Here is a 26,989-nt window from a genome sequence, read left to right as displayed (position 1 = left end):
CAATCTCGAGGCACCCATGGCACTAATGGACTGGTTCAACAATGTCTGGCAAAACAGCGGCCTGGCACCACTCTGGAATGCGCCGCCCAACTGGCTAGCTCTGGATGCACGGCAACTGATTTTCGTGGTGGCAACGCCACTCTTTATCGGCCTGTTTCTGTGGGAGTACCGCAAGATTCGCCACAACAATCGGTTGGTGGATGGTCGTGAATCGTGGCTGAATTTCATGTTGGGAGCAGGCTATCAAACCACCGAACTGCTGTTCGCCGGGCTGATTGCTTTTCCGGTGTATGCCTTTGCCTACCAACACCGTCTACTGGACGTGGAGTTGACCCTATTCACGGCCATTGGCCTGGGGTTGCTGGTGGACTTCTGTTACTACGGCTTCCATCACACCTCTCACCGGGTGCGCTGGTTCTGGGCCGCCCATGTGACCCACCACTCTTCCGAGCGAATGAACTTCTCCACCGCCATGCGTCAAAACGCTACCAACATTTTTAATGGTGGCTGGCTGTTCTACGTGCCGCTGGCGTTCCTGGGCTTCAACCCGGTGTGGATCGGGGTGTGCTATGCGCTATCGCTGGTGTACCAATACCTTATTCACACCACTCTGGTGGGCAAGCTGCACCCGGCCATCGAATTCATTTTCAATACCCCCAGCCACCACCGTGTCCACCATGGCCGCAACCCGGAATACATCGACCAAAACTATGCCGGTGTCTTTATTATTTGGGACCGTCTGTTCGGCACCTTCGTGGAAGAAAAAAACGACCAGCCAGTGGAGTACGGCATCACCCGCCCGGTGTATAGCAACAGTCTGGTGGTGAACTGGTGCCACGAATACCTGGACATGTTCCGAGCCATGGGCCAGAAAGGCCCGCTAACGCAGCGCCTGAAACATCTATGGAAACCGCCGGAATGGGAACGGGAGCAGTCGCGCTAAAATTAAAAGACCTTTGCATCACCCGCAAAGAAACCTTCAGCAATAATCACCGCCGCCATAGAATCTACCCGGCTATCTGCTTTCTTAATACCGGTACGTTCGCGGGCTTCGCGGGTGCTCAGTCGCTCATCGATCAACCACACTTTTTTGCCGAAGCGTCCGTGCAAACGATTGGCAAATTTTCGCGCGCGGACAGTAGATTCACTGTCGCTGCCATCCATATTGAGCGGCAAACCAACCACCAATGCTTCCGGCTCCCACTCTTTTAGCAGCGCGGCAATGTCATCCCAGTTGGGCTGGGTGTTTTTGCAAGGCAAGGCTTTCAGAGGAGTGGCGGTACCCAGCAGCTCGTTACCGCTGGCCACTCCGATTTTTTGTGTACCGTAATCAAAGGCTAAAATCATAATGAGACGGCATACTCCACGCTAGACACCCCAGGCTGGCACCGGGTGTTGTATGGAGCCTTCGGCATGTCAGCGTGAGTCAACAATGCCCCGCCTGCGTAGCGATCAGGCTCATATCAACACCAATGCGGGCAGCGGCAGCGTGCCAAGTTTGTTCAAAAGGTGTCTCAAGCACCAACTCGCGGCTGGCGGGAGTGCTGAGCCAGGCATTATCGACTAGCTCCTGTTCCAACTGACCGGCATCCCACCCAGCATAACCAAGACAAATGAGCGATTGTTCAGGGCCTTCACCAATAGCGATGGCTTCCAGGATATCGCGGCTAGTGGTGAGAATCAGTCCATCGCTGAGAGGAATGCTGGCGTGCCAGCGGGTAGCCGCGCTATGCAGTACAAAGCCGGCCTCCTGCTGTACTGGCCCACCGGCCACCACCCGATGTCGTTCCGACGGCGGCACTTCGATCTCGATATCCATGTCGCTGAGAATATCGCCCAGGCTGATTTGCACCGGACGATTAAGCGTCAGCCCCATGGCCCCTTCACTACTATGTTCAACGATATAGGTAACGGAATGTTCAAAATCCGGATCGGCCATTTGTGGCATGGCCACCAACAACTGGTATTTCAAAGGTGAGTTTTCCATGGACACAGTATCCGGGGCAGAAGAGTGGGCTGCAAGCGACAAGCCTATCGCCAATTCGATGCTATTGCCGAAACGTACCAGCAGCGCCACGGCCCTAGGTTGATTTTACTTCAGTGGCCAGCGAAACAACATGCACCCATGCCTAGCTCTACCCTATCTTTGTGTTGAAGCCACTACTTAGACGACACCCTGCGATTACTATCGAATTTCCAGGTACGGATAATTTCCAGCACATCCATCTTCCGGCTCATTTCAGTCGTGAATGTATCGAACGGTGCAGCCAATCGCACGCTCTGAATCGCCGCTTGATCAAGGAATTTATGGCCTGAGGATTTAAGCAGTCGCACTTCTTTTAGGGTGCCATCTTTCTGGATCGCCACCATCAGGCGCGCCGCTCCGTATGTGTTGCTGCTCAGTGCCCGGGCAGGAAAGTTACGGGTCCCCATCGTTTCCACTTTGCGACGAAAGCCATCGATATAGACCGCTTCAAAGTGAGCCTTGGTAGAAACTGATGTCAGGCGACGTACCCGGGGACGTTTGGCGTAAGCCTGTTTCTGTTCATCCAGCCGTGCCTGCAAGCTGGCAATCTGCTGGCTCAGATCCTGCAGGTTTTCCTGTTTAGCCACTTTCAAAGGTTTAGGATCAGTCTTTTTTTTCTGGTCCGCACTAACCTTATCTTCACTGTCCTGGGCCGTGGTAATCACCAGCTCCTGGCTGACCCGATCCCTGCGTTCCTGGGTAGTCTTTTCCTTGAGCTGCACCTTTTCCAGCTGACTGTCAGCAAAATCAGCCTGCTCGGTAGTGGTAAGCTCCCGCTTGTCAGCCTGATCCCCGGAACCGTGCTGGTTACTCTGTGCAATGAAATCTGCTTCCTCTGGCTCACTATCGCTATGATGTTGAGCTAGGGTTACTTCCAAAGTATGGGGAGCCGCACGCTGCAGTTCCGGGGCAAAGCTCACCCCGAAGATCAAAATGCCATGAAATGCCAACGCAAGAAAAGCCGTGAAGGTGAGGCGATCAGAAGCGGTAGCAGATGCAGGGTTTGATTCCATATTATTGTTTTCACTACAACTCTTAGACGACTTTAGTTAACCATTGGATTCCAATCATGGCGGGCAACACCCGCCACACTAGGGTAGCAGCCAGTGTGTCCCGCCCCTGCGGTCGGATCTATGATGTCGACCGCAACTCGAGCAGAGCGTCAAATAACTGCCCGGCAATGTTGATATCAAAAATCGCATCCAACTCTCGGACACAAGTAGGGCTAGTCACATTGATTTCTGTGAGGTAGTCACCAATTACGTCGAGCCCCACAAAATAAAGTCCTTTGCGCTTCAGCGTCGGCCCCACCTGTTCACAAATCCAGCGATCCCTGTCACTCAACTCCCGGCCCTGCCCAGTCCCCCCCGCCGCCAGATTGCCTCGTAACTCGCCTTCTTTGGGAATCCGCGCCAACGCATAGGGCACCGGCTCTCCGTTGATCATCAGAATGCGCTTGTCCCCTTCAGTAATTTCCGGCACAAAGCGTTGCGCCATGATCGGCGTCTTACCGTGCTGGGTCAGTACCTCGATCACCACCGAAATGTTCGGGCTATCTTTGCGTACTCGGAAAATATTGCTACCGCCCATGCCGTCCAGCGGCTTCATCACCGTATCACCAAACTCCTGTACAAAATCTCGCAGCAGGGTGGACTGACTCGATACCAGTGTCGGCGCACAACACTGCGGGAAATCAGTAGCGAACAGTTTTTCATTACTATCACGCACGCTGCCCGGACGATTCACCACCATCACCCCTTCCTGCTCTGCCTTTTCGAGCAGGTAGGTCGCATAGATGTATTCCGCATTAAACGGCGGATCCTGACGCATCAGAATAATATCCAAATCCGCTAGGTCGTGATTCACAGTATCGGCCAGGCGGTACCAATCGTCGTTATTGTCGGTGACAGACAGTGTCCGAGTGATGGCAAAGGTGCGACCATCACGTATGTACAGGTCCCCCGGCTCCATATAAAGCAGAGACCAGCCGCGCCGCTGTGCCTCCAGCAGCATGGCAAAGGTGGTATCTTTCCAGGGTTTGATTTTGGCGATAGGGTCCATCACCACACCAACACGCAGGCTCATGGGGTCTCCGTTCTATAAGGCGCAGGCAACTCAATCGCTGCCGGCGGGGGAATTGGTACGATCTGTGCTATGAACCAAGCAATGTTAGCAGCGCACAGAGCGGTTCGCTATTGGCGCCGACGCTTATTAAGTAAGGCCGTTAGCGGGACATTTTCTCAAGTTTCATAAGGCCTTATAGATTGAATATAGAATCTATGTTAAAAACTTCGCATGGGCTAACGACGCTACAAGTCCCGCTCAGAGAGTCATTAGAAAGGCTAAAAATTACAATAAGTTGCGGCCAATTACGGTCCACGGTTGAAGGCAGTTTCCATGACTGACAATTTCCAAGACCTCAAGGTAATGGTAATCGACGATTCCAAGACGATTCGTCGTACCGCCGAGACTTTGTTAAAGAAAGCAGGCTGTGAAGTAATCACGGCCACCGATGGCTTCGATGCCTTGGCCAAAATCGCCGACAGCAAGCCCCATATCATTTTCGTCGATATCATGATGCCGCGTCTCGATGGTTATCAGACCTGCGCGCTGATCAAAAATAATAGCGCCTTCAAGGCAACCCCGGTGATCATGCTGTCGTCCAAAGATGGCCTGTTTGACAAGGCCAAGGGACGCATCGTTGGTTCCGATGAGTACCTGACCAAGCCGTTTTCCAAAGACGAGCTTTTGGGTGCCATTCGTCAGCATATCAATGGTTAAGCGGTTAAGCCGCTAAACCTGAAGAGGAAAAGATGGCACGTATTCTGATTGTGGATGACTCGCCCACTGAAACTTACAAGTTGCGCGAGATTCTAGAAAGACATGGCCACGAGGTGATCGAGGCCGCCAACGGCGCTGATGGCGTTGCCACCGCGCGCTCCGAACTCCCCGAGCTGGTCTTGATGGATGTGGTAATGCCTGGCCTTAACGGTTTCCAAGCCACCCGACAACTCACTAAAGGCGCCGATACTGCCCATATCCCCATTGTTATCGTCACCACCAAAGATCAGGAAACGGACCGTGTCTGGGGGAAACGCCAAGGCGCTCGGGATTACCTGACCAAGCCGGTGGACGAAGACGTGCTCCTACAAACGGTCAACCGCATGCTGGACGACGCCTGAAGGAGCTCCTCATGAGCAACAATGCCTCCTCCGCATACATCAAACTGGCTGAATACAACCAGCGCTGTCGGGAGCAGGCCAACGATCTGCCCATGCAGCAGGACGCGGTTAGCTACTGGAGTGGTGTGGGCTTTGTGCTTGATGGCAAGAAATTCGTGGCGCCACTGGATGAGGTTTCCGAAATCCTTTCCGTGCCAGCTTACACCCGGGTTCCCGGCGCACGAAGCTGGATGAAAGGAGTCGCTAACGTTCGAGGCCGCCTGATGACCGTGATGGACCTCTGCGGCTTTCTGGAAAAAAGTTCACCGGTTCAAGAACGGCGCCGTCGCTTGCTGGTGCTGGACCAGAACGACCTCTACACCGGCATGGCCGTGGATGAGGTATTGGGGATGCAGCACTTCCCCATTGATGAATTTGTGGAATCACTCCCGGTCAGCGATCCCGCCGTCACGAATTTCGTGCGCGGGGCCTACCGGCGGGAAGGGGAGTATTGGTCCGTGTTCAGCCTGACTCGGCTGGCAGAGGATCCACGTTTTATGCAGGTAGCCCATACTGGCTAATCGTATAAAGCAACTCGGGGATCATAAGAAGAGTGTACGCTAGGCCAGGAGCCAGATTATGAAGTTCAATTCAGGAGCATTGTTCGAAAAACTGCGGGGGGGCGCAGGCGAGGGCAACACGCTGAATATTGCCCTTTATGTAGGCCTAGCCATCTTTATCGTACTAGCACTGGCTAACTTTCTGCTGTCCGCCACTACGGCAAACAAGGCCCAGGAAAACATCACCCGCGCTTCCGAGATGCGGGTGATCTCCCAGCAAATTGCCAAAAACGCCCTGGAAGCGGCCGCCGGCAACGCCGACGCCTTTGAATTGCTGGATAAATCGCAGAAGGGCTTCCAGTCAGCCTGGAACGCCGTAAAAGACGAACAGGTTAGCGACCCTGAAGCCATGGCCCGTCTGCAAACCCTATGGGATGAAGTGAACGCCAACGCCGACGTGATTCTGAAAGGGGAGGACACAGTACTGGACCTGCACGAAGTGGCAGATACGCTGGCCCAGACCATCCCTTCCCTACAGGCCGAATACGAAGGCGTGGTGGAAATTCTAGTGACCACCGATGCCGCCCCAGAACAAATTGCTTTTGCACAGCGCCAGTCCTGGCTGGCTGAACGCATCGTTAGGTCCATCGCCAAAGTGCTAGAAGGCGGCGACGGCGCGGTAATCGCTGCAGATTCCTTCGGCCGTGATGCCAGCCTGTTTGGTCGTATCATGAACGGCATGATTGAGGGTGACGCGGCCATGGGCATTGACCAGGTAAACGACCCCGATGCCCTGGATTATCTGGCTGAAATTGCTGACTTGTTCGATGAATTCGTTAACCAGTCCGTGGATGAAATTCTAGAAACGGCCCCCGAGTTGTTCCAGGTACGTAACGCAGCTGACACCATCTTCCGCCGTTCTCAGGACCTGTTGGAAGAATCCACCAACCTGAACAACCAGTTTGAAAACACCACTAGCGGGCTGTTTCCATCCGTATGGCTAGGTGGCGTGTCCGCGGGTCTCGCGGTGCTGTTCTTCTTTATCATCATGGCCCAGCGGAACCGCCAAGCGGCAAAGCTGAAAGACGAACTGGAAAGTGAAAACCAGCGTAACCAAGCGGCAATTCTACGTCTGCTCGACGAACTGGGCGACCTAGCAGACGGTGACCTAACCGTACAGGCCACTGTCACCGAGGATTTTACCGGTGCCATTGCTGACTCCATCAACTATTCCATTGACCAACTGCGTAATCTGGTACAAACGATCAACAACTCGGCGGTACAGGTCGCTTCCGCAGCCCAAGAAACTCAGTCCACGGCGATGCACCTGGCCGAAGCCTCCGAGCACCAAGCCCAGGAAATTGCCGGCGCCTCCGCTGCGGTGAACGAAATGGCAGTGTCCATTGACCAGGTATCCGCCAACGCCGCCGAATCAGCCGCGGTAGCAGAGCGGGCAGTAGCCATCGCCAACAAGGGCGCCGAAGTCGTACAGGCCACCATCCACGGCATGGACACCATTCGCGAACAGATCCAGGAAACCTCCAAACGGATCAAGCGTTTGGGTGAGTCCTCCCAGGAAATTGGTGACATCGTATCCCTGATTAACGACATTGCCGACCAGACCAACATTCTCGCCTTGAACGCCGCCATTCAGGCATCCATGGCCGGCGAAGCCGGCCGAGGCTTTGCAGTCGTTGCGGATGAGGTACAGCGCCTCGCAGAACGCTCCGCCGCCGCCACCAAACAAATTGAAACCTTGGTAAAAACTATTCAGACCGATACCAACGAAGCCGTTATTTCCATGGAAGCTACCACTGCCGAGGTCGTAAAAGGCGCGCGCTTGGCACAGGATGCGGGCGTGGCACTGGAAGAAATTGAAAGCGTATCCAAAACCTTGGCAGACCTGATCCAGAACATTTCCAACGCGGCGCGTCAGCAAGCGGCCTCTGCGGGACATATCTCCAACACCATGAACGTGATTCAGGAAATCACCTCACAGACCTCTGCCGGTACTACTGCCACGGCTCGTTCCATTGGTAACTTGGCTGAAATGGCCCAAGACATGCGTAATTCCGTTGCCGGCTTCCGCCTACCGGAGCACTCCTGATCCGGCTTAAGCCGGGCTCAGGAGCAATGCCATGGGTGCTGCAATGACAGATCGCTGGTCGATCAAACGCATGCCCACTATGAATGCGGAGCAATTCCAGCTGTGGCAAACGCTGCTGGAAGACCGCACCGGCATGACGCTGTCTAACGAGCGCAAGACCTTCCTCGAAACCAGCTTAAACATGCGCATGCGCGAGCTGGGCATTGAAGACTACGAGACTTATTACGAACACTTAGTTATGGGCTCGACCCAGTCACGGGTCATGGAGTGGTCGGTACTGGTGGACCGCTTAACCGTCCAGGAAACCAGCTTCTTTCGGCATCCAGGCTCTTACGCACTGGTGGAAGAATTTAGCCAACGCTTCATGGCCGAGCAACCGGGTGGGGCCAGCCTAGACGTGTGGAGCGTGGGCTGCTCCACCGGCGAGGAGGCTTACTCCCTCGCCATTATAATTAACGAACAATTTTCCACTAGCGAACAAAAACTGTTTTACGGTATCACCGCCACGGATATCAGCCTGCCCACCTTAGCAAAAGCCCGCAAAGGCGAATATGCAGCGCGCCGAGTGCTGCAGGTTGACCCGTTGATACGGCAGAAATATTTCACGCCTAGCAACAACGGGCAAACAGTAGAAATCACCCGCGACCTGCGCGAACGCATTTGTTTTGCTCGACTGAACGTGCTGGATCTTAGCACTGCGCCAATAAACAACATGGACCTAATTTTTTGTCAGAACATGCTGATTTATTTTCGCCGTTGGCGTAAGCGCCAGATCCTGAACCGACTGGCAGAACGGCTCGCACTGGGAGGCATTCTGATACTTGGCCCCGGTGAAGTTACCGACTGGCAACACCCGGACCTGGAGCGGGTCCATTTTGCCGATACACTGGCATTTCGGCGCTGTAAATAACAAACACAGAAAGAAATAAAACAACACGCGGCACGCATAAAAGAAAAAAACTTGGGGTAGCACTAAGCAGCAATCATCAACACGAGGATGCTGCATGTTGCGCATTAAAAAAGCCGTCCCACCCAAAAGGCGGGTTTATATATGACAGGAGACGTCATGAGTGACCGTCACGATTATCTGGCTCTGGACTGGGTTCGCGGGGAAATCCAGGAAACCCTGAACCAAGCGCAGCAGACATTGGAATCGTTCGAGAACAATCCGAACGACACCACTCGTATGCGCTTCTGTCAGACCCACCTGCATCAGGTGTACGGCACCTTGCAGATGGTTGAGTTCTACGGTGCGGCACTGTTCGCCGAGGAAATGGAGAAACTAGCCCAAGCCCTGCTCAACGGCAGCGTGAGCAATGTGGCTGACAGTCAGGAAACCCTGATGCGGGCGATCCTGCAGCTGCCCCCGTACCTAGACCGAGTCGCCAGCAACCGCCGTGACCTGCCGGTGGTCCTGCTGCCGCTGCTCAATGATCTGCGCGCAGCGCGCGGTGAATCGCTATTGTCGGAAACCGCCCTATTCAAGCCGGACCTCAGCGAAGCAACCGGCCAAGGCCAGATTCGTGACGACAAGCTCAACGATCCCCACTTTACCCAGCTGGCGAAAAAGATCCGCCAGATGTTCCAAACCGCCCTGCTCGGCATTCTGCGTAACGATAATATAGGCAAGAACCTGGGCTACATGGCCAAGGTTTTCACCAAGCTGGAGCAAGTCACCGGCGACGCGCCTCGTGCACCGCTATGGTCGATTAGTAATGCACTGGTAGAAGGGCTTTCAGAAGACGCCATTATCCTTGGCTCTTCGGTGAAACTCATGCTCGGCCACGTCGATCGCAATCTGCGGGAGCTGGCTGTGGACGGCGCCGCCAGCCTCAACCGCCCCGCCCCCACCGATCTGATCAAGAACCTTCTTTACTACGTGGCCAAAGCCGACGTGGACAGCCCCCGCATCCGTGATGTCCAGGCCCGTTTTCGGCTGGACGAGGCACTGCCCTCCGATGACCTAGTCAACACAGAGCGCCAGCGGATGACCGGCCCGGACGCCCAGGCCATGAGCTCCGTGGTGCAGGCGCTTTCCGAAGAACTCACTACCGTCAAAGACACCCTGGAGCATTTTGTTCACAGCGGCGACTCCGACACCAGCAAGCTGCAGCCCCTTACCCTTACCCTGAAACAGGTGGCCGACACCGTGGCCGTACTGGGCCTTGGCCAACCTCGGGCGCTGGTGGAAGAACAACTGCACGCTATGGAAGGTATCGTGGCCGGCAAAGCACCTGCCGAACGTGAAACCCTGATGGATATCGCCGGCGCGCTGCTCTATGTAGAAGCAACCTTGGCGGGTATCGGCGGCGACCGCCGTAACGCCAGCCACAATCGCCAAGGCGACGATATGCCTAGCCATGTAGGCCAAGCGATGGATGCTGTACTTCGCGAATGCCGCGCTGGACTGGAAGAAGCCAAAGACGGCATCGTGGAATTCATCGCCTCACAATGGAACCCCGAGCCCCTGCAAGAGGTACCAGCACGCCTGAATGCCGTGCGCGGCGGTCTGGAGGTGATTCAGCTGGGCAAACCCGCGCTGATTTTGCAGCAGTGCGTGCAATTCATCGAAGAAAAGCTACTCGCCGTAGATAAGCCCAAGCCTGACTGGCGCAGCATGGACACCCTAGCTGACGCCATTACCTCAGTAGAATATTACCTAGAGCGTCTGAGTGACGACCCGGAAACCACCGACGATATCCTCCAGCTGGCCCGTTCCAGTGTGGAAATTCTGGGCTATCCACTGCTAGAAGAACAAAACTTTGTCGATAGTGATGTTAAATCCATTGAACTAGCCACTTCGGACATGGGTAGCAGCGCCCTGGAACATGATATGGACGCCTGGTCCGGTTTTACTGATAAAGCCGAACCGCAAGATAACAATAGCAGCAACGATGAGGCGCGGATCAATTCCCCCCAGGAAATCACCTTACCGGCTGAACCAGAAGGGGAACCGCAAACACCCGCTACAGCGGCTACCGAAACTCAGGCGCAAGACGATGATCTGATTGATGACGAAATCATTGAGATCTTTCAGGAAGAAGTAGGCGAGGTGCTGGACGCACTAGACCAGTACTTCCCTCGCTGGGTCGCCAACACCAGCGATGAAGAATCCTTGGTAGAATTCCGCCGCGCCTTCCACACGCTGAAAGGATCTGGCCGCATGGTCGGCGCCAGCACCGTGGGCGAACTGGGCTGGTCCGTGGAAAATATGCTCAACCGGGTTATCGACCGAACCATTGAGCCCAGCGCCGTGCTGATTGCCCTGGTGCGGGAAGTCCGTAACCGAGTACCTGCATTGGTCGATGCTTTTACGCTGCGCCAAACCGACCCATTCGACGTACAGCCTTTAATCGACGCCGCCGACACCCTAGCCAATGGTAGCCAGATCAGGCAGGTCCCCACCTTGGCCGGTGCGGCTAGCAACACCACCCACAGCAATGACAACGCAGGAATTCTCGACGACATCGTCATGGACACCACCGCCGATGCCACTCTTGACAGCCCTGCGGACGCTGAATACATCACTCTAGACAACGCCAGCGAAAACGAGAACCTAGAACTAACCGAACCAGCACTAAGCGACAGCGCTAATTGCGATCCTGCCGACAATGACCTGTCCACTGAGGACCTGGCCGCCTTTGAAGCTGCTGCCAGCGAAGACGCCCTCAATCCTTGGGAGACAGAGAGCAGCAGGGATGATGTATACCTGCTTCCAGCGGACAACGATCCCACTGGAATCGACGAAGGCATCAGCCTGGATTTACCAGAACAGGAACCCGCTGACGACGCTGATAGCGATACCAGCAATGCATCCATAGAAAGCCTATCCGACATCCCGGACATGAGCTGCGCCCCCTTTGAAGAGGACAGCAACGAAAGTGGCCCAGACCCCATGTTGCTGGAAATCTTTTCCAGCGAAGCCCGTCGCAGCCTGGCACTAATTGCTCAATGGCTGGCCAACAACGACACCGACCTGTCCGAGCACCCGGTGGATGACGGTGTCCACCGTGCCCTACATACTCTTATGGGCAGCGCGCGGATGGCCGAAATCGAAGCAGTAGCCGAAGTAGCCGAGCCAGCAGAAAAACTGACACGGGATCTGATTAGCAGCAACCGCCGGGCCAACCAGCAGCAGATAACTCTACTGGCTAAAACCCATGACTTGATTCTCGCCAGCCTGGATAAAATCACCTCGCGCCCCCCAGGTCATCTACCTGGCGCCGACGAATTGGTCCACTCCCTGAATCAGCAACGCGATCAACTGCAAGATAGCAGCAGCAACGATCTAGACCCGCACATTCTTTCTATTTTCCTATCCGAAGGCATGGATCTGATCGTAGATTCGGAGCCACTACTAAGCCAGTGGGCACAGCACCCCGAGCACACCGATGAACTGGTGCACCTGCGCGATGCATTGGAACGGCTTGCCAACAGTGCTGCCACCTCCGACCTCAACGAAATCCACGATCTGGCCGCAGCGCTGACGGGCTGTTACAGCGCGGTGCAGAGCGCTCATCTGGCTTACAGCGAGCGTCTATTCACCTTAGCTAGTGAAGGCCAAGAAGCGCTGATGAATATGATGGACTGCCTGGCCGCCGGCCAGACCGTCCACGCGAAACAAGAATTAGTAGAGGCCCTGCGTAAGCTGACGGGAGGCGACGACCCTAACGGCAGCCTGGCCGACAGCAGCAGCGACATTACACTGGGCAGCACAGTTGTAGTGACCCAACGGGCTGAACACACCACGGATAGTCACCGCTACGAAGCCCACATGGACCCGGAGCTAATGGCGCTGTTCCTGGAAGAGGCCGAGGAAATCCTCGAGTCCGCCAGCCACAGCCTCGACCAGTGGGAGGCCGGCGACAACAGCAACGTCAGCAGCCTGCAGCGTGACCTGCACACCCTGAAAGGCGGCGCGCGCATGGCCGGTGTCGCTCCGGTGGGAGACCTGGCCCACGAACTGGAAAACCTTTACGAAAGCTATAACGCGGGGCAACTGGAATCCCACGCGGCGCTGTTCCACCTACTGCACCAATGCCACGACAGCCTGGCAATGATGATCGAAAATCTGCAGGCCAACACTCCCCCTGCCGATGCCCCGGCACTCATGGCTGCCATTCAGGCGTTCATCCGTGGCGATGCCCCCAAGCCTGACACTCCCTCAGGCCGCGACGAGGGTGGCACTCAACCCGCCGATCATGCTGAACATAGCGAGCAAAAAAACAGCTTGGCCACCCCACAACCCAACACCACTGGCGCCCCCATTACGATTGAGGACGCACCCGCGTCCATTGATGTGCCCCCTCAACCGAAGCGCGACCCAGAGTTGGTGGAAATTTTTCTGGAAGAAGCGGATGAAATTCTTGAGTCTGCCGGCAACAGTCTGGAATTGTGGATCAGTCAACAGGACAACCTGATTGAACTGCAATCCCTACAACGGGATCTGCACACCCTCAAAGGGGGGGCTCGCATGGCCGAAGTCCCGGAGCTGGGAGACCTAGGCCATGAACTGGAAACCCTGTACGAAGGACTGGCCCAAAGCCAACTGGCTATCGAACCCAGCTTATTTGATTTGCTTCACCGCTGTCATGACCAACTGGCTGAGATGGTGGAGGCACTGAGAACCAACCAACCGCTGCCAAATGGCGGGGTACTGATCGCCGCTATCCACGACTATATGGCTAACCCCGTAACCTTTGCCTTGCCCGCATTATCAGCCATACAAACGGTACACCCCAGCCCCCCCTCTGCCGACGTGGTTGAGCAAAACCCTCCCGCGACCAGCCATGAATCCGCATCATCAACCCCGGCGGCTGATGATGCATGGCAAGCGGACAGCGACCCTGAGATTCTGAATATTTTCCTGGAGGAGTCCGAAGAATTATCGGAAATCATTGATGCCTGCCTAACCTCCTGGAGGGATAATCCGCAAAGCACAGACTTCACCGACGACTTAAAACGGGCGCTACATACCCTTAAAGGCGGTGCACGGCTGGCCGGGCTCAAGCAACTGGGTGATATCAGCCACAATTTTGAAAACTATTTACTGGCGCTGGAGCGTCGTCGTCAAACCCCGGCACCAAGCGATTTCCAGCCCATGCTCCGCTGGCATGATCAAATCAACCGGGGCATGGAGTCCGTCGCGGCGGCGGCACGAGCCAATACGCCCGCCGCCCAGGGGGCAAACACCACCGATCAGCTTAATACCTTACTAACCGCCCCTCCTCAGCCGGCCCCCCAGCAACCGCAAAAAGACGCCCGCCGTCAGCGACAGGCTCAAGCGCAACCACAGGAAATGGTTCGAGTCGGCGCCGATGTTCTTGAAGCATTGGTAAACCTAGCCGGGGAAACCTCTATCAACCGTGGCCGGGTCGAGCAGGGCATCACTGAGTTTGCCTTCAACGTAGAAGAGATGGGCAACACCGTACAGCGCCTCTACGAACAATTACGCCGATTGGACTCGGAAACAGAAGCGCACATCATGTCCAACTATCAGAAGGGCGTGGATCTCGGCGAACACGACGAGGACTTCGATCCGCTGGAAATGGACCAGTACTCCGAACTGCACCAGATTGCCAAGCAGCTCTCCGAGTCTGCCTCTGACTTGCTAGACCTGAAGAACACCCTGCTGGACCGTAATAAAGACACGGAAACCTTGCTACTACAGCAAGCGCGCATTAATACCGAGCTGCAGGAAAAGCTGATGCGCACCCGCATGGTGCCATTCAGCCGTTTGGTGCCACGGCTGCGCCGTATTGTTCGCCAAATCTCCGGTGAAGTGGATAAGCGGGTAGACTTCGATGTGATCAATCCGGAAGGGGAACTGGATCGCTCCCTGATGGAGCGCGTGGTCGCCCCACTAGAGCATATGCTCCGTAATGCCGTGGATCATGGCATCGAAACCGGTGATGCTCGCAATGCCGCAGGCAAGAACCCTACTGGACATATAAACCTCGAACTGGGCCGCGAAGGAGGAGAGGTTGTCATCACCCTCTCCGATGATGGCAAGGGTATCGACACCGATGCGGTGCGCGAGAAAGCAATAGAACAAGGCCTAATCGCCGAAGACGCCCAACTCTGCGAACAGGAAATCCAACAATTCATCTTCCACGCCGGTTTCTCTACTGCCGCCGCAGTAACTCAGATCTCAGGCCGCGGAGTAGGCATGGACGTGGTGGCCAGCGAAATCAAGCAAATGGGGGGTTCAGTCGCCATCGACTCCCATAAAGGGCAAGGTACACGCTTCATCATTCGGCTGCCGTTCACCTTGGCCATGAACCGCGCCTTGATGGTAAAAGCCGCCGACGATTCCTACGCAATCCCGTTGAATCAGATCGAAGGCATCGTGCGAATCAGCCCCTTCGAATTACAGCACTACTTCGAAGAAGAGAACCCGGTCTATACCTATGTGGGCCAAGATTACCAGTTACAGTATCTGGGGCACTTTGTTCACGGCAACCGTGTACCGCATTTGGAGAATCAAACCACCCCCATGCCGGTACTGCTAATTCGCAGTACCGAACATACCGTGGCTATTGTGGTAGATGAACTAGTTGGTTCCCGGGAAGTGGTGGTCAAAGCCGTAGGCCCGCAGCTAGCGACCATAGCCGGCATCAGCGGCGCCACCATCCTCGGGGATGGTTCCGTAGTCATCATTCTTGATATCCATTCCCTGATTCGTGCCGCTCATGTGCAAACCACTGCCCTTATCTCGGATGAGGCGGTTCCGGCCCTGCCTCAAGAACCCGAAGAAGAAGCCCTACCCCAACGCGAAACTCCGCTGGTCATGGTCACTGATGACTCGGTTACCGTGCGCAAAGTGACCACCCGCTTGCTGGAACGTAATGGCTACGAAGTGGTCACCGCCAAGGACGGCATGGATGCCATTGCCAAGCTGGAAGATATTCGCCCGGATGTAATGCTGCTGGATATCGAAATGCCCCGCATGGACGGTTTCGAAGTGGCCAGCCATGTGCGGCACGACAGCCGCTTACAAAATGTGCCAATCATCATGATCACCTCCCGTACCGGCGAGAAGCACCGCGAACGGGCCTTCGATATTGGCGTTAACTGCTACATCGGCAAACCGTTCCAAGAGAGCGAACTGCTTTCCACCATTCGCGAGCTGCTTGGTGAACTGCAGGAAGTGGATAACGGATGACCGCGCCCGGGCGTGTTGGCGTTATTGCCGACAGCACATTGCAAGGGCACCTGCTCTCCAGCGCAGTGAAAAGCCAGGGTTATCAGGTCGTAGTCAGCACCGAACCCGAAACCTTGGAGGATCGCTGGCTGGAAACTGACGCGCTGGATCTGCTGGTCGTTGATCTGTCCAGTGAAGATCGCTGGCAGCAGTTTCTTGATGACCTGCTGGAGCGAGCTGAAGTGCCGATCCTGTTTTGTGACGGCCAGGCACCGGCTCGCACCGACGTCCTCTATCCCAAATGGGAACGGCGCCTAGTCACCAAACTGGTGAGTTTTATCGGCAAACCGGCAGCAGAAGAGCGGCTTGAGGTAATTCCCGCGCGCCCGCCCCAAGTACGCATTCCCCAGCCTCGGGAGTTTCATGCCATTCGCCCCGGCGACCGGCCCCGGCAAGTGTGGGTACTGGGCGCCAGCTTGGGCGGACCGGCCGCGGTGAAACGGTTTCTTGACTGCCTGCCGGCCAATCTGCCAGTGGCCTTTGTTCTGGCACAACACATTGACGGGCGCTTTCTAGATACCCTGTGCGGGGTGCTGGGCCGAGACAACTCGATTCATTGCAAGATCGGGGTTGATGGTGAAGCCCTGCGCCACGGAGAGCTGGCCATTGTGCCGGTGAAATATGCGGTACGCTTTCGTCACGACGGCCGTATCCAGTCAACCGGTGCACCCTGGGAAGGCCCCTATGCGCCGTCCATCGACCAGGTGATCCAGTATGGGGGCGAAGGCTTTGCTCGCGCATGCGGGGCCATTCTATTTTCCGGAATGGGCAACGACGGTGCTATCGCCGCCCCGCGTCTGGCAGCCACTGGCTGCCCGGTATGGGCACAAAGCGCAGAAACCTGCGCGGTCAGCAGCCAACCGGATTCGGTACGCGAAACCGGCTGCGTGAGCTTTAGCGGCTCACCAGAACAACTTGCACTACAACTGGTGGAACGAGTAAGAAGGGAACTGACACAAAACCCATTCCCAATGCATCCAGAGTATTAACAACCGTAACGGCTCGTGCTCGGCCCCGCAGCCCGCGACGAGAGACACGATGACAAAAGAAGGAACAGCACTATGGCGCAGTTGCCCTCCGATATTTCCAGTCTGCTGATCCCTATGCAGGGGCGCCCTTGGCTGGTGCCCAATATTGTGGTGGCTGAGGTGATTCCACTGCGCCAACCAGATCGTCCTGGCCATGGACCGGAGTGGCTGCTGGGTTGGCTAAGTTGGCGCGACCAGCAAATCCCGCTGCTGTCATTCGAAAAACTCAACGAGTCAGGCCAGGTCACCATTGGTCAGGATGCTCGTATAGCAGTGCTGAATACGGTGACTAGCCAAGTACCCTTTTATGCCATGATAGTGCAAGGGATTCCTCGTCTACTGAAAGTGAGCAAAGATGACCCGGTGGAAGAACCGATGGATACCGGACCTGCTGAAACCATGTACATTCAGGTCGGTGGCGACCTAGCGGTGATTCCTGATCTAGACGCCATTGAAGGCGCCGTGGCGGGGCTGCAGAAACCGGCATGATTGATCGTGACAGACTAGCCATCCTGGCGGCGGAAGAGTCCACCAGCCCCCGCAGCGGGAAACCGTTTCGCAACCGCTTTGCCACCCCACACCACGGCCTCGGTGCTTTTTTGCGCTGGCAATGGGACTCCCGAGGGCGCTTCCCGGCGCACCAGTCCTTCCCATTACACAGACCCGACCCGGAGCAATTGCACAAGCCAGGCCATCGGCCTCAGATTACCTGGATCGGTCACGCTACTTACCTGTTCCAGCACCATGGCTGGAACCTGCTCACCGACCCGGTGTTCTCCGACCGCTGCTCACCCTTTAGCTTTGCGGGGCCGAAACGGGCGGTACCGCCGGCACTGACCGTGGATCAGCTGCCCGACATCAATGCGGTATTGATATCGCACAACCACTATGACCACCTAGATAAAGCCTCAGTAAAACAATTACAGAAACGTTTCGGCCGCGATATTCTTTGGTTCGTGCCCGAAGGTATTGCTCCCTGGCTGCGCAAACTGGGGGTAGAAAGAATCATCGAGCTAGGCTGGTGGCAAAGTGACTATCACGGCCAGGTCGAGGCTTTCTGCCTGCCCGCCCAGCACTTCAGCGGGCGCGGCCCTAACGACCACAACCAAACACTGTGGTGCAGCTGGCGCCTAAATTTCCCGGATTTCAGCCTCTATTTTGCGGGAGACACCGGTTATGCACCATTATTTAACGAAATTGCTAAGGTATTCGGACCGGTAGATCTGGCATTATTGCCCATTGGAGCCTATGAGCCGCGCTGGTTTATGTCCCCTGTGCACATTAATCCCGCGGAGGCGGTAAAAATTCATCAAGATATCCAAGCTCGTCAGTCTCTCGCCATGCATTGGGGCACCTTCGTGCTGACGGATGAACCCATGGATGCACCGCCGAAAGCCTTGGCCAAAGCACTCTCAGAGCAACACATCGAACACGTACATTTTCAGGTTCCGCAACACGGCGAAACCCTGACCATTGAACTAACACATGAATAAACAATATCAAGGCCGCCGCCTGTGGCTGGTGGTTCGTCTACTGGCTTGGTTACCATTACCCTTGGCCACCGCTTTCGGCGCATTTGTAGCCACCCTGATTACCCTGGCGCCGCTACGCTACGCCAGCGCCTATCGAGTGGTGCTAATTAACTTGCTTGCGACCCACCCAAGCATGTCCTTGGCCGAAGCCAAACGCATCGGTCGCCGTAGCATGGCGGAACTGGGGCGCACCCTCACCGAATTCAGCCATGTCTGGCACCGCCCGGTCCAAGAGACCCTTGCCCGAGTTACCCAGATCCACGGCGAACAAGCCTTTCTCGATGCTTGCGCTAGCGAGCGCCCCGTACTCATGTTGTCCTTGCACCAGGGGAGCTGGGAAATCAGCAATCTATATTTAGGCGATAAGGGAAACCGCGAAAAGACCTTAATCATGTACCAACCCCACCCGGCCACCTTAATGGATGCCATGGTCAAAGCGGCCCGGGAGCGCACCGGCTCCGTCCTCATTCCCACCAATAGTCAGGGGGTCAAAAAAGCGCTGGCGGCCATGAAAGCTGGCGGCACCTTAGGCATTCTCTCCGACCATAACCCGGGAAACCGCAGCAATCCGGTGGTTCCTTTTTTTGGCTATGAGGTGCCCACCCCTGCCCTGATCGATAAACTGGTACAACGCTATCGGCCCCATGTATTTATCGTTTCGTGCATCCGTGGCGAGGGTGGGGTGAAAGATATCCAGCTCCATTTCGAGGAGGCCCCGGAAATCGAACAGGCTAGCGATACCATGGAAATCCTCACCACCATGAACGCTGGCCTGCAGCGTTGTATTGACCGCAATCCGGGCCAATACCAATGGACATACAAGCGCTTCAAATGGGGCCCACGCGGTCGGCGCAATTGGTACAGACACTCCCTGCAATTGCTTCACCGCATCCGACAAGGGGAGGACCGCAAGTCTCTCGGCTTGCACCCTGACACTGACAAAGATCAGTAAAACAGTCTTAAGCATTGGTTAACCTTCTACTAGTAAACTTCGGTTAACAAAAAGGGGGGCACTATGGCAACTAAACCGACGAACTGGCACCCATTACATAAAGGGCTTCACTGGCTAGTGGTTTTGCTACTGGTGATGGTCTGGGGTGCCGTAGAGCTTCATGAGTTCTACGAGAAAAGTGACCCCATGCGCGAATGGTGGAAAATGCTACACTTTTCCTTAGGGCTAACCGCCCTAGTCGTTATGCTCATTCGGCTTTATGGCCGCGCCCTTTACCCTAGGCCGACGCCGATTGGTGCTGTTTGGCAGCGTCAATTATCCAGCCTTGTGCATGGGCTGCTATACATAGTCATCTTGGCCATGCCCCTCAGCGGCTTTGCCATGCGTCAGCTTGCTGGCAAGAGCATCGAAATTTTTGGCGCTCTCACTGTACCTCAACTGGTAACGGTGAATATGGATCTAGCCAAGCAAATCGCGTTCATTCACAAAGACGTGCTGTGGACCATTCTGCTAACGCTAGTTGTCATTCATATCGCAGGGGCACTGTGGCACCATTTCATCAACAGAGATACGACCCTACAGCGCATGCTCCCAGGCAAACACAATGACACGCTGTAATAGACTTCATTTCCCTCTATCCGTGCAGTGTAGGAGACAACGTGCAGTCGAGTGGAAAAGGGCTCGCCTGCTAACGGTCTCCTACCAACGCTAACGCTCCCCATCTAAACAAACAGCACCGGCCACCCTCGCCTCCCGAATCCTTCTGCACAGACTGTAGACCCGCCCCTCACTGGTCGGAAAACTATTGTGCAAGCAAGAGGGCAGATTGCCTGTACCCCGCTGTGGCGGCACAATGCCTGTGCACTGGGCCGTCCAACGGCTCCTCACATTTTTTCCCCCAAGAGAAGCTTGCATGACTATCCAAAATGACAAGGTCGCCACCTTGCACTACCGCCTCTTCAACGCCGACGATGGTAGCGAAATTGAAAATTCCCGAGACAACGGCGAGCCTATGGCCTACCTGCATGGTTACAACAATATCATCAAGGGCTTGGAATCAGCGCTGGAAGGAAGAGCGACCGGCGACAACGTGGATGTGACCATCAGCCCTGAAGACGGCTATGGTGAGTACGACAACACGCTGTTCCAACGCATCTCCCGCAAGTACCTGAAACACGCTGGTAAGCTTGAGCCAGGCAAAGTCGTCACCGTCTCCACCGACGAAGGCCCACGTATGCTCACCATCCTGAAGGTGGGCCTAAAAACTGTCGACGTGGACGCCAATCACCCCTTGGCGGGTAAGGCTCTGCGTTTCGTTGTCGACATCACAGATATTCGTGATGCCACCGACGAGGAAATAGCCCATAAGCATGCCCATGGCGCTGGTGGGCACCAGCACTAAAATTGGCGTCAAGCCACTGAGCTACAACGCGGGGTAAGCTTTCCAGGTCGATCCACTTGCGCCCGCGCTTTTACCGTGAACCGCACAAAACCATAGATTTAGGGCCGCGTTCTAGCTCGTAGCTTGTCGCTATATCATTTTCAGTCTTTTCCTACCGACGTACCTGCCATCAACATGCTATCTTTGTGCATCAGAATAATACAAAGGGGCACAGGCATGGATCTTCCGGAGTACAGTTACTGGATCATCGCAGGACTCGCGTTGGTGATTGCCGAATTTGCCATTTCCGGTCTGGTTGTGATTTTCTTCGGCATTGCCGCTTTGTTGGTGGGCAGCCTTAAATTTATTGGCCTGCTCGACGACACCACCTGGGAGCTCACCGTTTTCGCGATCACCAGCCTGTTATCACTGGTCTTTGTGCGACGCGTTCTTAACGACAAACTGATGGGCCGCGAACAGCAACGAGAAGGCGAAGAAGACAGCGCTGGCTTGATCGGCCACAGAGCCACCGTGGCTGAAGCCTTTGCCAAAGGCACGGGTACCGTAAACTATCGCGGTGCCCGCTGGCAGGCACAATGCAGCCACCCCCTTAATCCAGGGGATATAGTGCGCATCACCCAACACGAAGGGCTTTGGCTCACCGTGGAACCTTGGCCCGTGATATCCCCACAAGACACTCAAAAAAACTGACTCCGTGACAGTCGAACATCCCACTTTTCGTTTTTATCGCTACTTTGACTTTCGACACAATAAGGAACTGTACCCATGGCTGGTTTGATTATTTCCGGACTGCTCGCCCTCGGCGTTGTCGTTTTACTGTTTATGGTAATTCGCATCGTTCCCCAGCGAGAAATTTATGTGGTTGAACGGCTGGGAAAATACCAGTCATCCATGGATGCTGGCCTACACTTTTTGATGCCTTTTATTGATCGTGTCGCCTACAAACATTCTCAGAAAGAAATTGTTCGCGACGTACCGCGCCAAAGCTGTATTACCAAAGATAATATCGAAGTTTCTATCGACGGCGTGATGTATCTACAAGTGGTCGACCCCAAAGCTGCCAGTTACGGTGTAGACGACTATGTCATGGCTGCCCAGCAGCTGGCTCAAACTACTCTGCGCTCCGTTATCGGTAAAATCGATCTAGACAAAACCTTCGAAGAGCGCGGCGAAATTAACATGGAAGTAGTTAGAGCTGTGGACGAAGCCGCACAGCCCTGGGGTGTAAAAGTCCTACGTTACGAAGTAGCCGATATTAACCTTCCCGTCTCCATCAAAGATGCCATGGAGAAACAGGTTCGTGCCGAACGTGAACGTCGCGCCGTGGTTGCTGAATCCGAAGGTGAACGCCAAGCAGCGATTAACCGTTCCGAGGGTGACCGCCAGGCAGCGATTAACCGCTCTGAGGGTGAGAAACAGGAGATGATCAATATCTCTGAAGGTGAAAAAATGAAACAGATCAATGAAGCGGAAGGGCGCGCTCAGCAAATTGAACTGATTGCCACCGCCACCGGCGAAGGTCTGCGCCAGGTTGCCGCAGCCGTGAAGGAAGACGGCGGCCAGGAAGCCGTTAGCCTGCGCATTGCAGAGCAATACGTGACCGCCTTCGAAAAAGTTGCCAAGGAATCCACCACCATGCTGCTCCCCCAGGGCCTCAGCGATATCGGCGGCACCGTCGCCAGCCTGCAAAAAGTCCTTAAGACCGTGGAAAAAACCCCGGCCTGAGGAGCAAGTTAAAAATTGAAAAGCGCGACCGGGGTAAAAGCGGTAATCGAAACCGCTTTCCCCGCGCCGCAGCGCCAGGCGCCTTTCACAGCCACTACCGCGCAAAATTCAACACACAATCTCGCGCCTTTTCAACTTCAAATTTCAAACTCACCTGCAAGGCTTGCATTCTCTTCTTATCACCCCAATAGCCTTGATATCCCATTACAAAGATTCAGGAGTCACCATGTCCCGTCATTTTGAAAAAGCCAACGGCTTGTTCGAGCATCCGGACGAGGTAACCCAAGAATACCTATTCAATCAAACCATGCTGCGCGTTAAAGATCCGAAACGCAGTCTGGATTTCTATACCCGAGTGCTGGGCATGCGACTGGTGCGCAAGCTTGATTTCCCTGAAATGAAATTTAGCCTTTATTTTCTTGGCTATCTAAGTGAGGAAGAAGCGGGAGACGTACCCAAAAATGATGCCCAGAGACTGACTTTCACCTTCGGTCGTGAAGCCATGCTAGAGCTAACCCACAATTGGGGCAGCGAAGAGGATCCAGACTTTTCTTACCATGACGGCAATGCTGAGCCCCAGGGTTTCGGCCATATCGGTATCACCGTTCCCGATGTATATGCCGCTGCCGAGCGCTTTGAGAAAATGGATGTGACTTTCGTCAAGCGTCCGGATGACGGCAAAATGAAAGGTCTCGCTTTTATCAAAGACCCCGATGGTTACTGGATTGAGATTCTTCAGGCCGACATGATGGAACAACAGCAATCCTAATCATCATGTTGCGTACTATCGTAGTAAAACCCCGTCCGGCTCGTTAGATCGGAACGAAAAAAAGAATCAGCCCCCATGCTACAATACCGCCATCACTGCGGTTAAACATTGGGGGTTTTCTTGCTGACACGCCTTCCTCCCTGGGTCGAAGTTGGAGCCTTTTTGCTCGCGTTTCTGGCGGGCAGTGTCAATGCCGTAGGGCTACTGGGCTTTAGCCATCAATCCGTTTCTCACCTGACAGGCACCTCATCACTGTTAGGCCTAGCATTGGCCGAATTAGCTCTCAGCAATGTATTACACCTGCTTTTCACCCTGATAAGCTTTCTCGCCGGCGCCATCCTCAGCGGCTTACTCATTACCAGCACGGCCCTCAAACTTGGCCGCCACTACGGTTTTTCCCTGCTGATTGAAGCGGCCCTACTCATCTTGGCGATGCTATTTCTGCAACGTGGCAATGATATCGGTGTCTATCTGGCATCCATGGCCTGCGGCTTGCAAAACGCCATGGTCACCACTTACAGCGGCTCCATCATTCGCACCACTCACTTGTCAGGGATCTTCACTGATTTGGGCATCATGCTCGGCAACCGTTTGCGCGGTATTCCTCTCAATGGGCGCCGGCTGTTGCTGTTTCTCTTGCTGATTAGCGGCTTTATCTGTGGCGGAGTCATCGGCACTTTATTATTCCGCCTGCTGCATTTTTCTGCGCTGATCGCGCCGGCAACCTTAGCCGCGTTACTAGCGGTAATTTATTGGGGATACAGCCGACAACACCGCTAACGCCATCCGTATCCACGCAGGGTCACCACGTTAATTGTTCGGAGAACCAGAGCCGCAGACGTCATTGCTGCCAGGCATAATCCATCTGCCGGGCGGTGCGCTCGGCCAGCTCACGGCTGTGCAACCGCTCAACCAAATGCAGACTCATATCGATACCCGCAGAAATACCCGCAGAAGTGAGTCGGTTTCCATCTTCAACCCAACGCACTTCGCTGTGAACGTCTAGGTCAGGAAAACCCGCGCGTAGCTCAGCAAGATCTTCCCAGTGCGTTGTCACTTTTTCATTGGAAAGCAACCCCGCCTTGGCCAACAGAAACGCACCGGTGCAGACCGACGTCACCCAACCAGCCGGCTCTCCAGCCCGGCGAATTGCGCAAAGCAGGGCAGGGTTACGGATGGCCTGAGTATGTACACCCCCACTAACCAACAACACATCCAGCGGCGGATGATCATCTAGGGTGAAGTGGCTTTGCACGGAAAACCCTCCACGAGCCATCACCGTTATGGTTTCACTGATCAATGAAACACACCAAGGCGTGACCTCACACAAGCGAGCCGCCGTAGCAAACACCTCATAAGGGCCAGCAAAATCCAATACCTCGGCATCATCGTAGATCACAATCCCGATTTGCTGCATGACGGTTCCTATAGATTATTTAGCAGAAGAAACGCGCCGAATCACCAGAGTAATGCCGCCCAGAATGGCCGCCGATGCCAGCACCAGACGCAGAGTGAGCGCCTCATCCATCCACAATACGCCCGCCAGCGCTGCAAGCACCGGCACGCTCAATTGCACCGTGGCTGCCGTAGAGCTAGCCAGCCCACGCAACGCCAGATACCAGGTAGCGTAACCGGCTCCCGATGCCAGGGCACCGGACAACGCCGCATACAGCAGCCCCGACACCTTTGGCCATTGGCTCGGCCAAGCGAACAGCGCCAACGGTAGCAGCCAGATCAATGCACGCAGGAAATTGCCCGCGGTGACCGCCGTGGCGTCGGCCGCGCCCTTGCCCCGCAGGGAGTACACACCCCAGGCTGCACCTGCCACCAGCATCACTATTGCTGCCGCCAGCGGCGGGGCCGTCGCGCCGGGCAACATCAACGCCACCAAGCCACTCAGCGCCAATGCCAGCCCCAGCCACTGGGCTCGCGCCAAGCGCTCCCCACGATATAAACCAACACCCACCATGGTGGCCTGCACCGCGCCGAACAGCAGCAAGGCGCCCGTACCTGTGGCGAGCGCCACGTAAGCCAGCGAAAACCCGGCGGCGTAAACAAACAACGCTAAGGCCGAGCCATGATTACCCTGTGTGACCATGGCTTTCACTTGCCGGTCTCGCAGCAACAGGATCAGCGCCAACATCAGCGCTCCGGACAGCAAACGCACTGCGGTAAAGCTGGCGGCATCAATGGCGCCTTCACGCAACGCCAAACGGCACAACACCGAATTGGCCGCAAAAGCCAGCATCGCCAAAGCCGTCAAGACCAGGCTACGTTTCGCTGACATCAACAAACCACCCATAGTGCGTTCACGATGGATCTTGGCCGGATCTCCACTCGGCTATTTTTCTGGCCGATTAACGGCATACCCTCTCCCTGCCTTTTGCGTGCGGCTAGCCCACCTCGCCCAGCAACACACTTACCGTGCCCACATTAAACAGCACCGTGCACCAGAAAATTCCAGTGAACGGTTGCTTACGGGTTTTGTGACGAAACAGAGAACGAGCCAACATCGCACCGGGCCACCCCCCGGCCAGCGCCAATAGGTGCAAGCTTTGCTCAGAAGTACGAGAACCCCCTCGCACGGCGACGCGCTTATCCCACCCATAAAGCCCGAATACAAGCACCGACGGCACCGCATAAACGCCTGCCAAGTAGGGCAGCAGGCTGTTGTGGCGGGCATAAATGCCCAACACTAGCGCAAACACTGCAAGGGCCGTCAGTGCCGCGATGATGCCCGATGCAGCAACTGCCTTGGAACCTGTGCGACGGCGCGATCTCCGGGGCCGGCCCTTCCCCTTAGTGGCCATGCCAGGCCCACAGGGCCGCCAGCAACGCCACCGGGGCGGTTTCCGCTCGCAACACCCGGTTGCCTAACGCGAACGGGCTAAAGCCCGCATCCGCCGCCTGCTGTAATTCATCATTGGAAAAGCCACCTTCCGGCCCCGTCAGCAACGCCAGCTCCGTTTGCCCCTGCAAGGCAGCCGCAGAGAAGGACTTTTCGCCCGGATGGGCTATCAACTTCAGGGCGGGAAGATCAGATGTCAGCCAGTCACGCAGGCTCAGCACGCCGTGCACCACCGGCACCCGGTTCAGGCCACATTGCTCACAGGCACTGATAGCGACTTGCTGCCAATGGCCCAGCTTCTTTTCCTGACGCTCACCCTTTAGGCGGACTTCACAACGTTCCGTGTCCAGGATCACCAGGGCAGTGGCGCCCAGCTCAGTGGCCTTCTGGATCGCATAGTCCATGCGCTCGCCTTTGATCATCGGCAACGCCACCGTCACCGCCAAAGGAGCGCAACGATCTTCATCCGTGAACGTAAGCGGCTCAATGCAGACCGCCTTTTTGCTGATGGCAGAGATACGCGCTAACCATTCACCGCCGCGGCCGTTAAACACCACTAATTCATCAGCCACCGCCATGCGTAACACCTTGCCAATATGGTGGCTTGCGCTAGCACCCAACTCTACAAGCTGACCTACATGAAAGTTCTGATCATCAAAAAAGCGGCGCGGCATGG

General features: G+C 55.5%; 25 protein-coding genes. 17 read left to right on the top strand and 8 right to left on the bottom strand.

Features of this window, described 5'->3' with window-relative positions; genetic code table 11:
- The first annotated feature begins 16 nt into the window (after positions 1-16).
- Entirely contained in the window at positions 17-943 is a 927-nt protein-coding gene (locus tag AS19_RS00570) for a sterol desaturase family protein (protein WP_046961605.1), read from the top strand.
- A gap of 2 nt (positions 944-945) precedes the next feature.
- Here AS19_RS00570 and ruvX read toward each other — a convergent pair whose 3' ends face one another.
- From ruvX to gshB, 4 genes are all read right to left on the bottom strand, one after another.
- Complete coding sequence (gene ruvX / locus AS19_RS00565; protein ID WP_011587411.1) at positions 946-1,347, bottom strand: Holliday junction resolvase RuvX; 402 nt, start codon at positions 1,345-1,347, stop codon at positions 946-948.
- 79 nt (positions 1,348-1,426) lie between these two features.
- Positions 1,427-1,987 carry a YqgE/AlgH family protein gene (locus tag AS19_RS00560; protein ID WP_035461621.1) on the bottom strand — a complete coding sequence of 187 codons (561 nt, stop codon included), beginning with the start codon at positions 1,985-1,987 and terminating at the stop codon, positions 1,427-1,429.
- Between the two features lie 173 nt (positions 1,988-2,160).
- Positions 2,161-3,039 (bottom strand): TonB family protein, encoded by an 879-nt coding sequence (locus AS19_RS00555; protein ID WP_011587409.1) that lies wholly within the window; start codon positions 3,037-3,039, stop codon positions 2,161-2,163.
- Between the two features lie 118 nt (positions 3,040-3,157).
- The gene (gshB, locus tag AS19_RS00550; protein ID WP_011587408.1) at positions 3,158-4,111 is read right to left on the bottom strand and encodes a glutathione synthase; all 954 of its coding nucleotides are present in this window, start codon (positions 4,109-4,111) and stop codon (positions 3,158-3,160) included.
- Positions 4,112-4,423: 312 nt separating this feature from the next.
- Here gshB and pilG point away from each other — a divergent pair, with 312 nt between their 5' ends.
- The 16 genes from pilG (at position 4,424) to AS19_RS00470 (ending at position 24,245) form a co-directional block, all read left to right on the top strand.
- A complete protein-coding gene (gene pilG / locus AS19_RS00545; RefSeq protein ID WP_011587407.1) occupies positions 4,424-4,807 on the top strand; it encodes a twitching motility response regulator PilG in 384 nt (127 codons plus the stop codon).
- A 32-nt stretch (positions 4,808-4,839) separates the two neighbouring features.
- The gene (gene pilH, locus AS19_RS00540) at positions 4,840-5,208 is read left to right on the top strand and encodes a twitching motility response regulator PilH (RefSeq protein WP_011587406.1); all 369 of its coding nucleotides are present in this window, start codon (positions 4,840-4,842) and stop codon (positions 5,206-5,208) included.
- A gap of 11 nt (positions 5,209-5,219) precedes the next feature.
- Positions 5,220-5,768, top strand: a complete 549-nt coding sequence (locus AS19_RS00535) for a chemotaxis protein CheW (RefSeq protein ID WP_011587405.1) — start codon at positions 5,220-5,222, stop codon at positions 5,766-5,768.
- Positions 5,769-5,826: 58 nt separating this feature from the next.
- Positions 5,827-7,854 (top strand): methyl-accepting chemotaxis protein, encoded by a 2,028-nt coding sequence (locus tag AS19_RS00530; protein WP_011587404.1) that lies wholly within the window; start codon positions 5,827-5,829, stop codon positions 7,852-7,854.
- A 31-nt stretch (positions 7,855-7,885) separates the two neighbouring features.
- On the top strand, positions 7,886-8,764 hold the full coding sequence (locus tag AS19_RS00525; protein ID WP_011587403.1) for a protein-glutamate O-methyltransferase CheR: 879 nt from the start codon (positions 7,886-7,888) through the stop codon (positions 8,762-8,764).
- Positions 8,765-8,920: 156 nt separating this feature from the next.
- On the top strand, positions 8,921-16,018 hold the full coding sequence (locus AS19_RS00520; RefSeq protein ID WP_046961604.1) for an Hpt domain-containing protein: 7,098 nt from the start codon (positions 8,921-8,923) through the stop codon (positions 16,016-16,018).
- Complete coding sequence (locus AS19_RS00515) at positions 16,015-17,046, top strand: chemotaxis protein CheB (protein ID WP_011587401.1); 1,032 nt, start codon at positions 16,015-16,017, stop codon at positions 17,044-17,046. The genes AS19_RS00520 and AS19_RS00515 overlap by 4 nt, the downstream gene beginning before the upstream one ends.
- 72 nt (positions 17,047-17,118) lie before the next feature.
- Positions 17,119-17,574 (top strand): chemotaxis protein CheW, encoded by a 456-nt coding sequence (locus AS19_RS00510; RefSeq protein ID WP_011587400.1) that lies wholly within the window; start codon positions 17,119-17,121, stop codon positions 17,572-17,574.
- Complete coding sequence (locus tag AS19_RS00505; RefSeq protein WP_011587399.1) at positions 17,571-18,578, top strand: MBL fold metallo-hydrolase; 1,008 nt, start codon at positions 17,571-17,573, stop codon at positions 18,576-18,578. The genes AS19_RS00510 and AS19_RS00505 overlap by 4 nt, the downstream gene beginning before the upstream one ends.
- Positions 18,571-19,569: a lysophospholipid acyltransferase family protein gene (locus AS19_RS00500; protein WP_011587398.1), complete on the top strand. Its 999-nt coding sequence runs from the start codon at positions 18,571-18,573 to the stop codon at positions 19,567-19,569. The genes AS19_RS00505 and AS19_RS00500 overlap by 8 nt, the downstream gene beginning before the upstream one ends.
- 63 nt (positions 19,570-19,632) lie before the next feature.
- Complete coding sequence (locus tag AS19_RS00495; RefSeq protein WP_011587397.1) at positions 19,633-20,187, top strand: cytochrome b; 555 nt, start codon at positions 19,633-19,635, stop codon at positions 20,185-20,187.
- A gap of 295 nt (positions 20,188-20,482) precedes the next feature.
- Positions 20,483-20,971, top strand: coding sequence for a peptidylprolyl isomerase (locus tag AS19_RS00490; protein WP_035461581.1), 489 nt, complete (start codon positions 20,483-20,485; stop codon positions 20,969-20,971).
- 216 nt (positions 20,972-21,187) lie between these two features.
- Complete coding sequence (locus AS19_RS00485; RefSeq protein WP_011587395.1) at positions 21,188-21,661, top strand: NfeD family protein; 474 nt, start codon at positions 21,188-21,190, stop codon at positions 21,659-21,661.
- Between the two features lie 75 nt (positions 21,662-21,736).
- Entirely contained in the window at positions 21,737-22,696 is a 960-nt protein-coding gene (locus AS19_RS00480) for an SPFH domain-containing protein (protein ID WP_011587394.1), read from the top strand.
- A gap of 226 nt (positions 22,697-22,922) precedes the next feature.
- Positions 22,923-23,465, top strand: a complete 543-nt coding sequence (gloA, locus tag AS19_RS00475) for a lactoylglutathione lyase (RefSeq protein ID WP_011587393.1) — start codon at positions 22,923-22,925, stop codon at positions 23,463-23,465.
- Between the two features lie 162 nt (positions 23,466-23,627).
- The gene (locus AS19_RS00470) at positions 23,628-24,245 is read left to right on the top strand and encodes a YoaK family protein (protein WP_231483531.1); all 618 of its coding nucleotides are present in this window, start codon (positions 23,628-23,630) and stop codon (positions 24,243-24,245) included.
- Between the two features lie 61 nt (positions 24,246-24,306).
- Here AS19_RS00470 and AS19_RS00465 read toward each other — a convergent pair whose 3' ends face one another.
- The 4 genes from AS19_RS00465 to AS19_RS00450 form a co-directional block, all read right to left on the bottom strand.
- Positions 24,307-24,882, bottom strand: coding sequence for a DJ-1/PfpI family protein (locus AS19_RS00465; RefSeq protein ID WP_011587391.1), 576 nt, complete (start codon positions 24,880-24,882; stop codon positions 24,307-24,309).
- 15 nt (positions 24,883-24,897) lie between these two features.
- The gene (locus AS19_RS00460) at positions 24,898-25,752 is read right to left on the bottom strand and encodes a DMT family transporter (protein ID WP_046962254.1); all 855 of its coding nucleotides are present in this window, start codon (positions 25,750-25,752) and stop codon (positions 24,898-24,900) included.
- 106 nt (positions 25,753-25,858) lie between these two features.
- Positions 25,859-26,275: a DUF1294 domain-containing protein gene (locus AS19_RS00455; protein WP_052753733.1), complete on the bottom strand. Its 417-nt coding sequence runs from the start codon at positions 26,273-26,275 to the stop codon at positions 25,859-25,861.
- Entirely contained in the window at positions 26,265-26,987 is a 723-nt protein-coding gene (locus AS19_RS00450) for a 16S rRNA (uracil(1498)-N(3))-methyltransferase (RefSeq protein WP_046961603.1), read from the bottom strand. The genes AS19_RS00455 and AS19_RS00450 overlap by 11 nt, the downstream gene beginning before the upstream one ends.
- Positions 26,988-26,989 lie beyond the last annotated feature (2 nt).

This window comes from Alcanivorax sp. NBRC 101098 (assembly GCF_001010505.1).
Classification (GTDB): Bacteria; Pseudomonadota; Gammaproteobacteria; order Pseudomonadales; family Alcanivoracaceae; genus Alcanivorax; species Alcanivorax borkumensis.
This window is presented reverse-complemented; position numbering and strand designations above follow the sequence as displayed.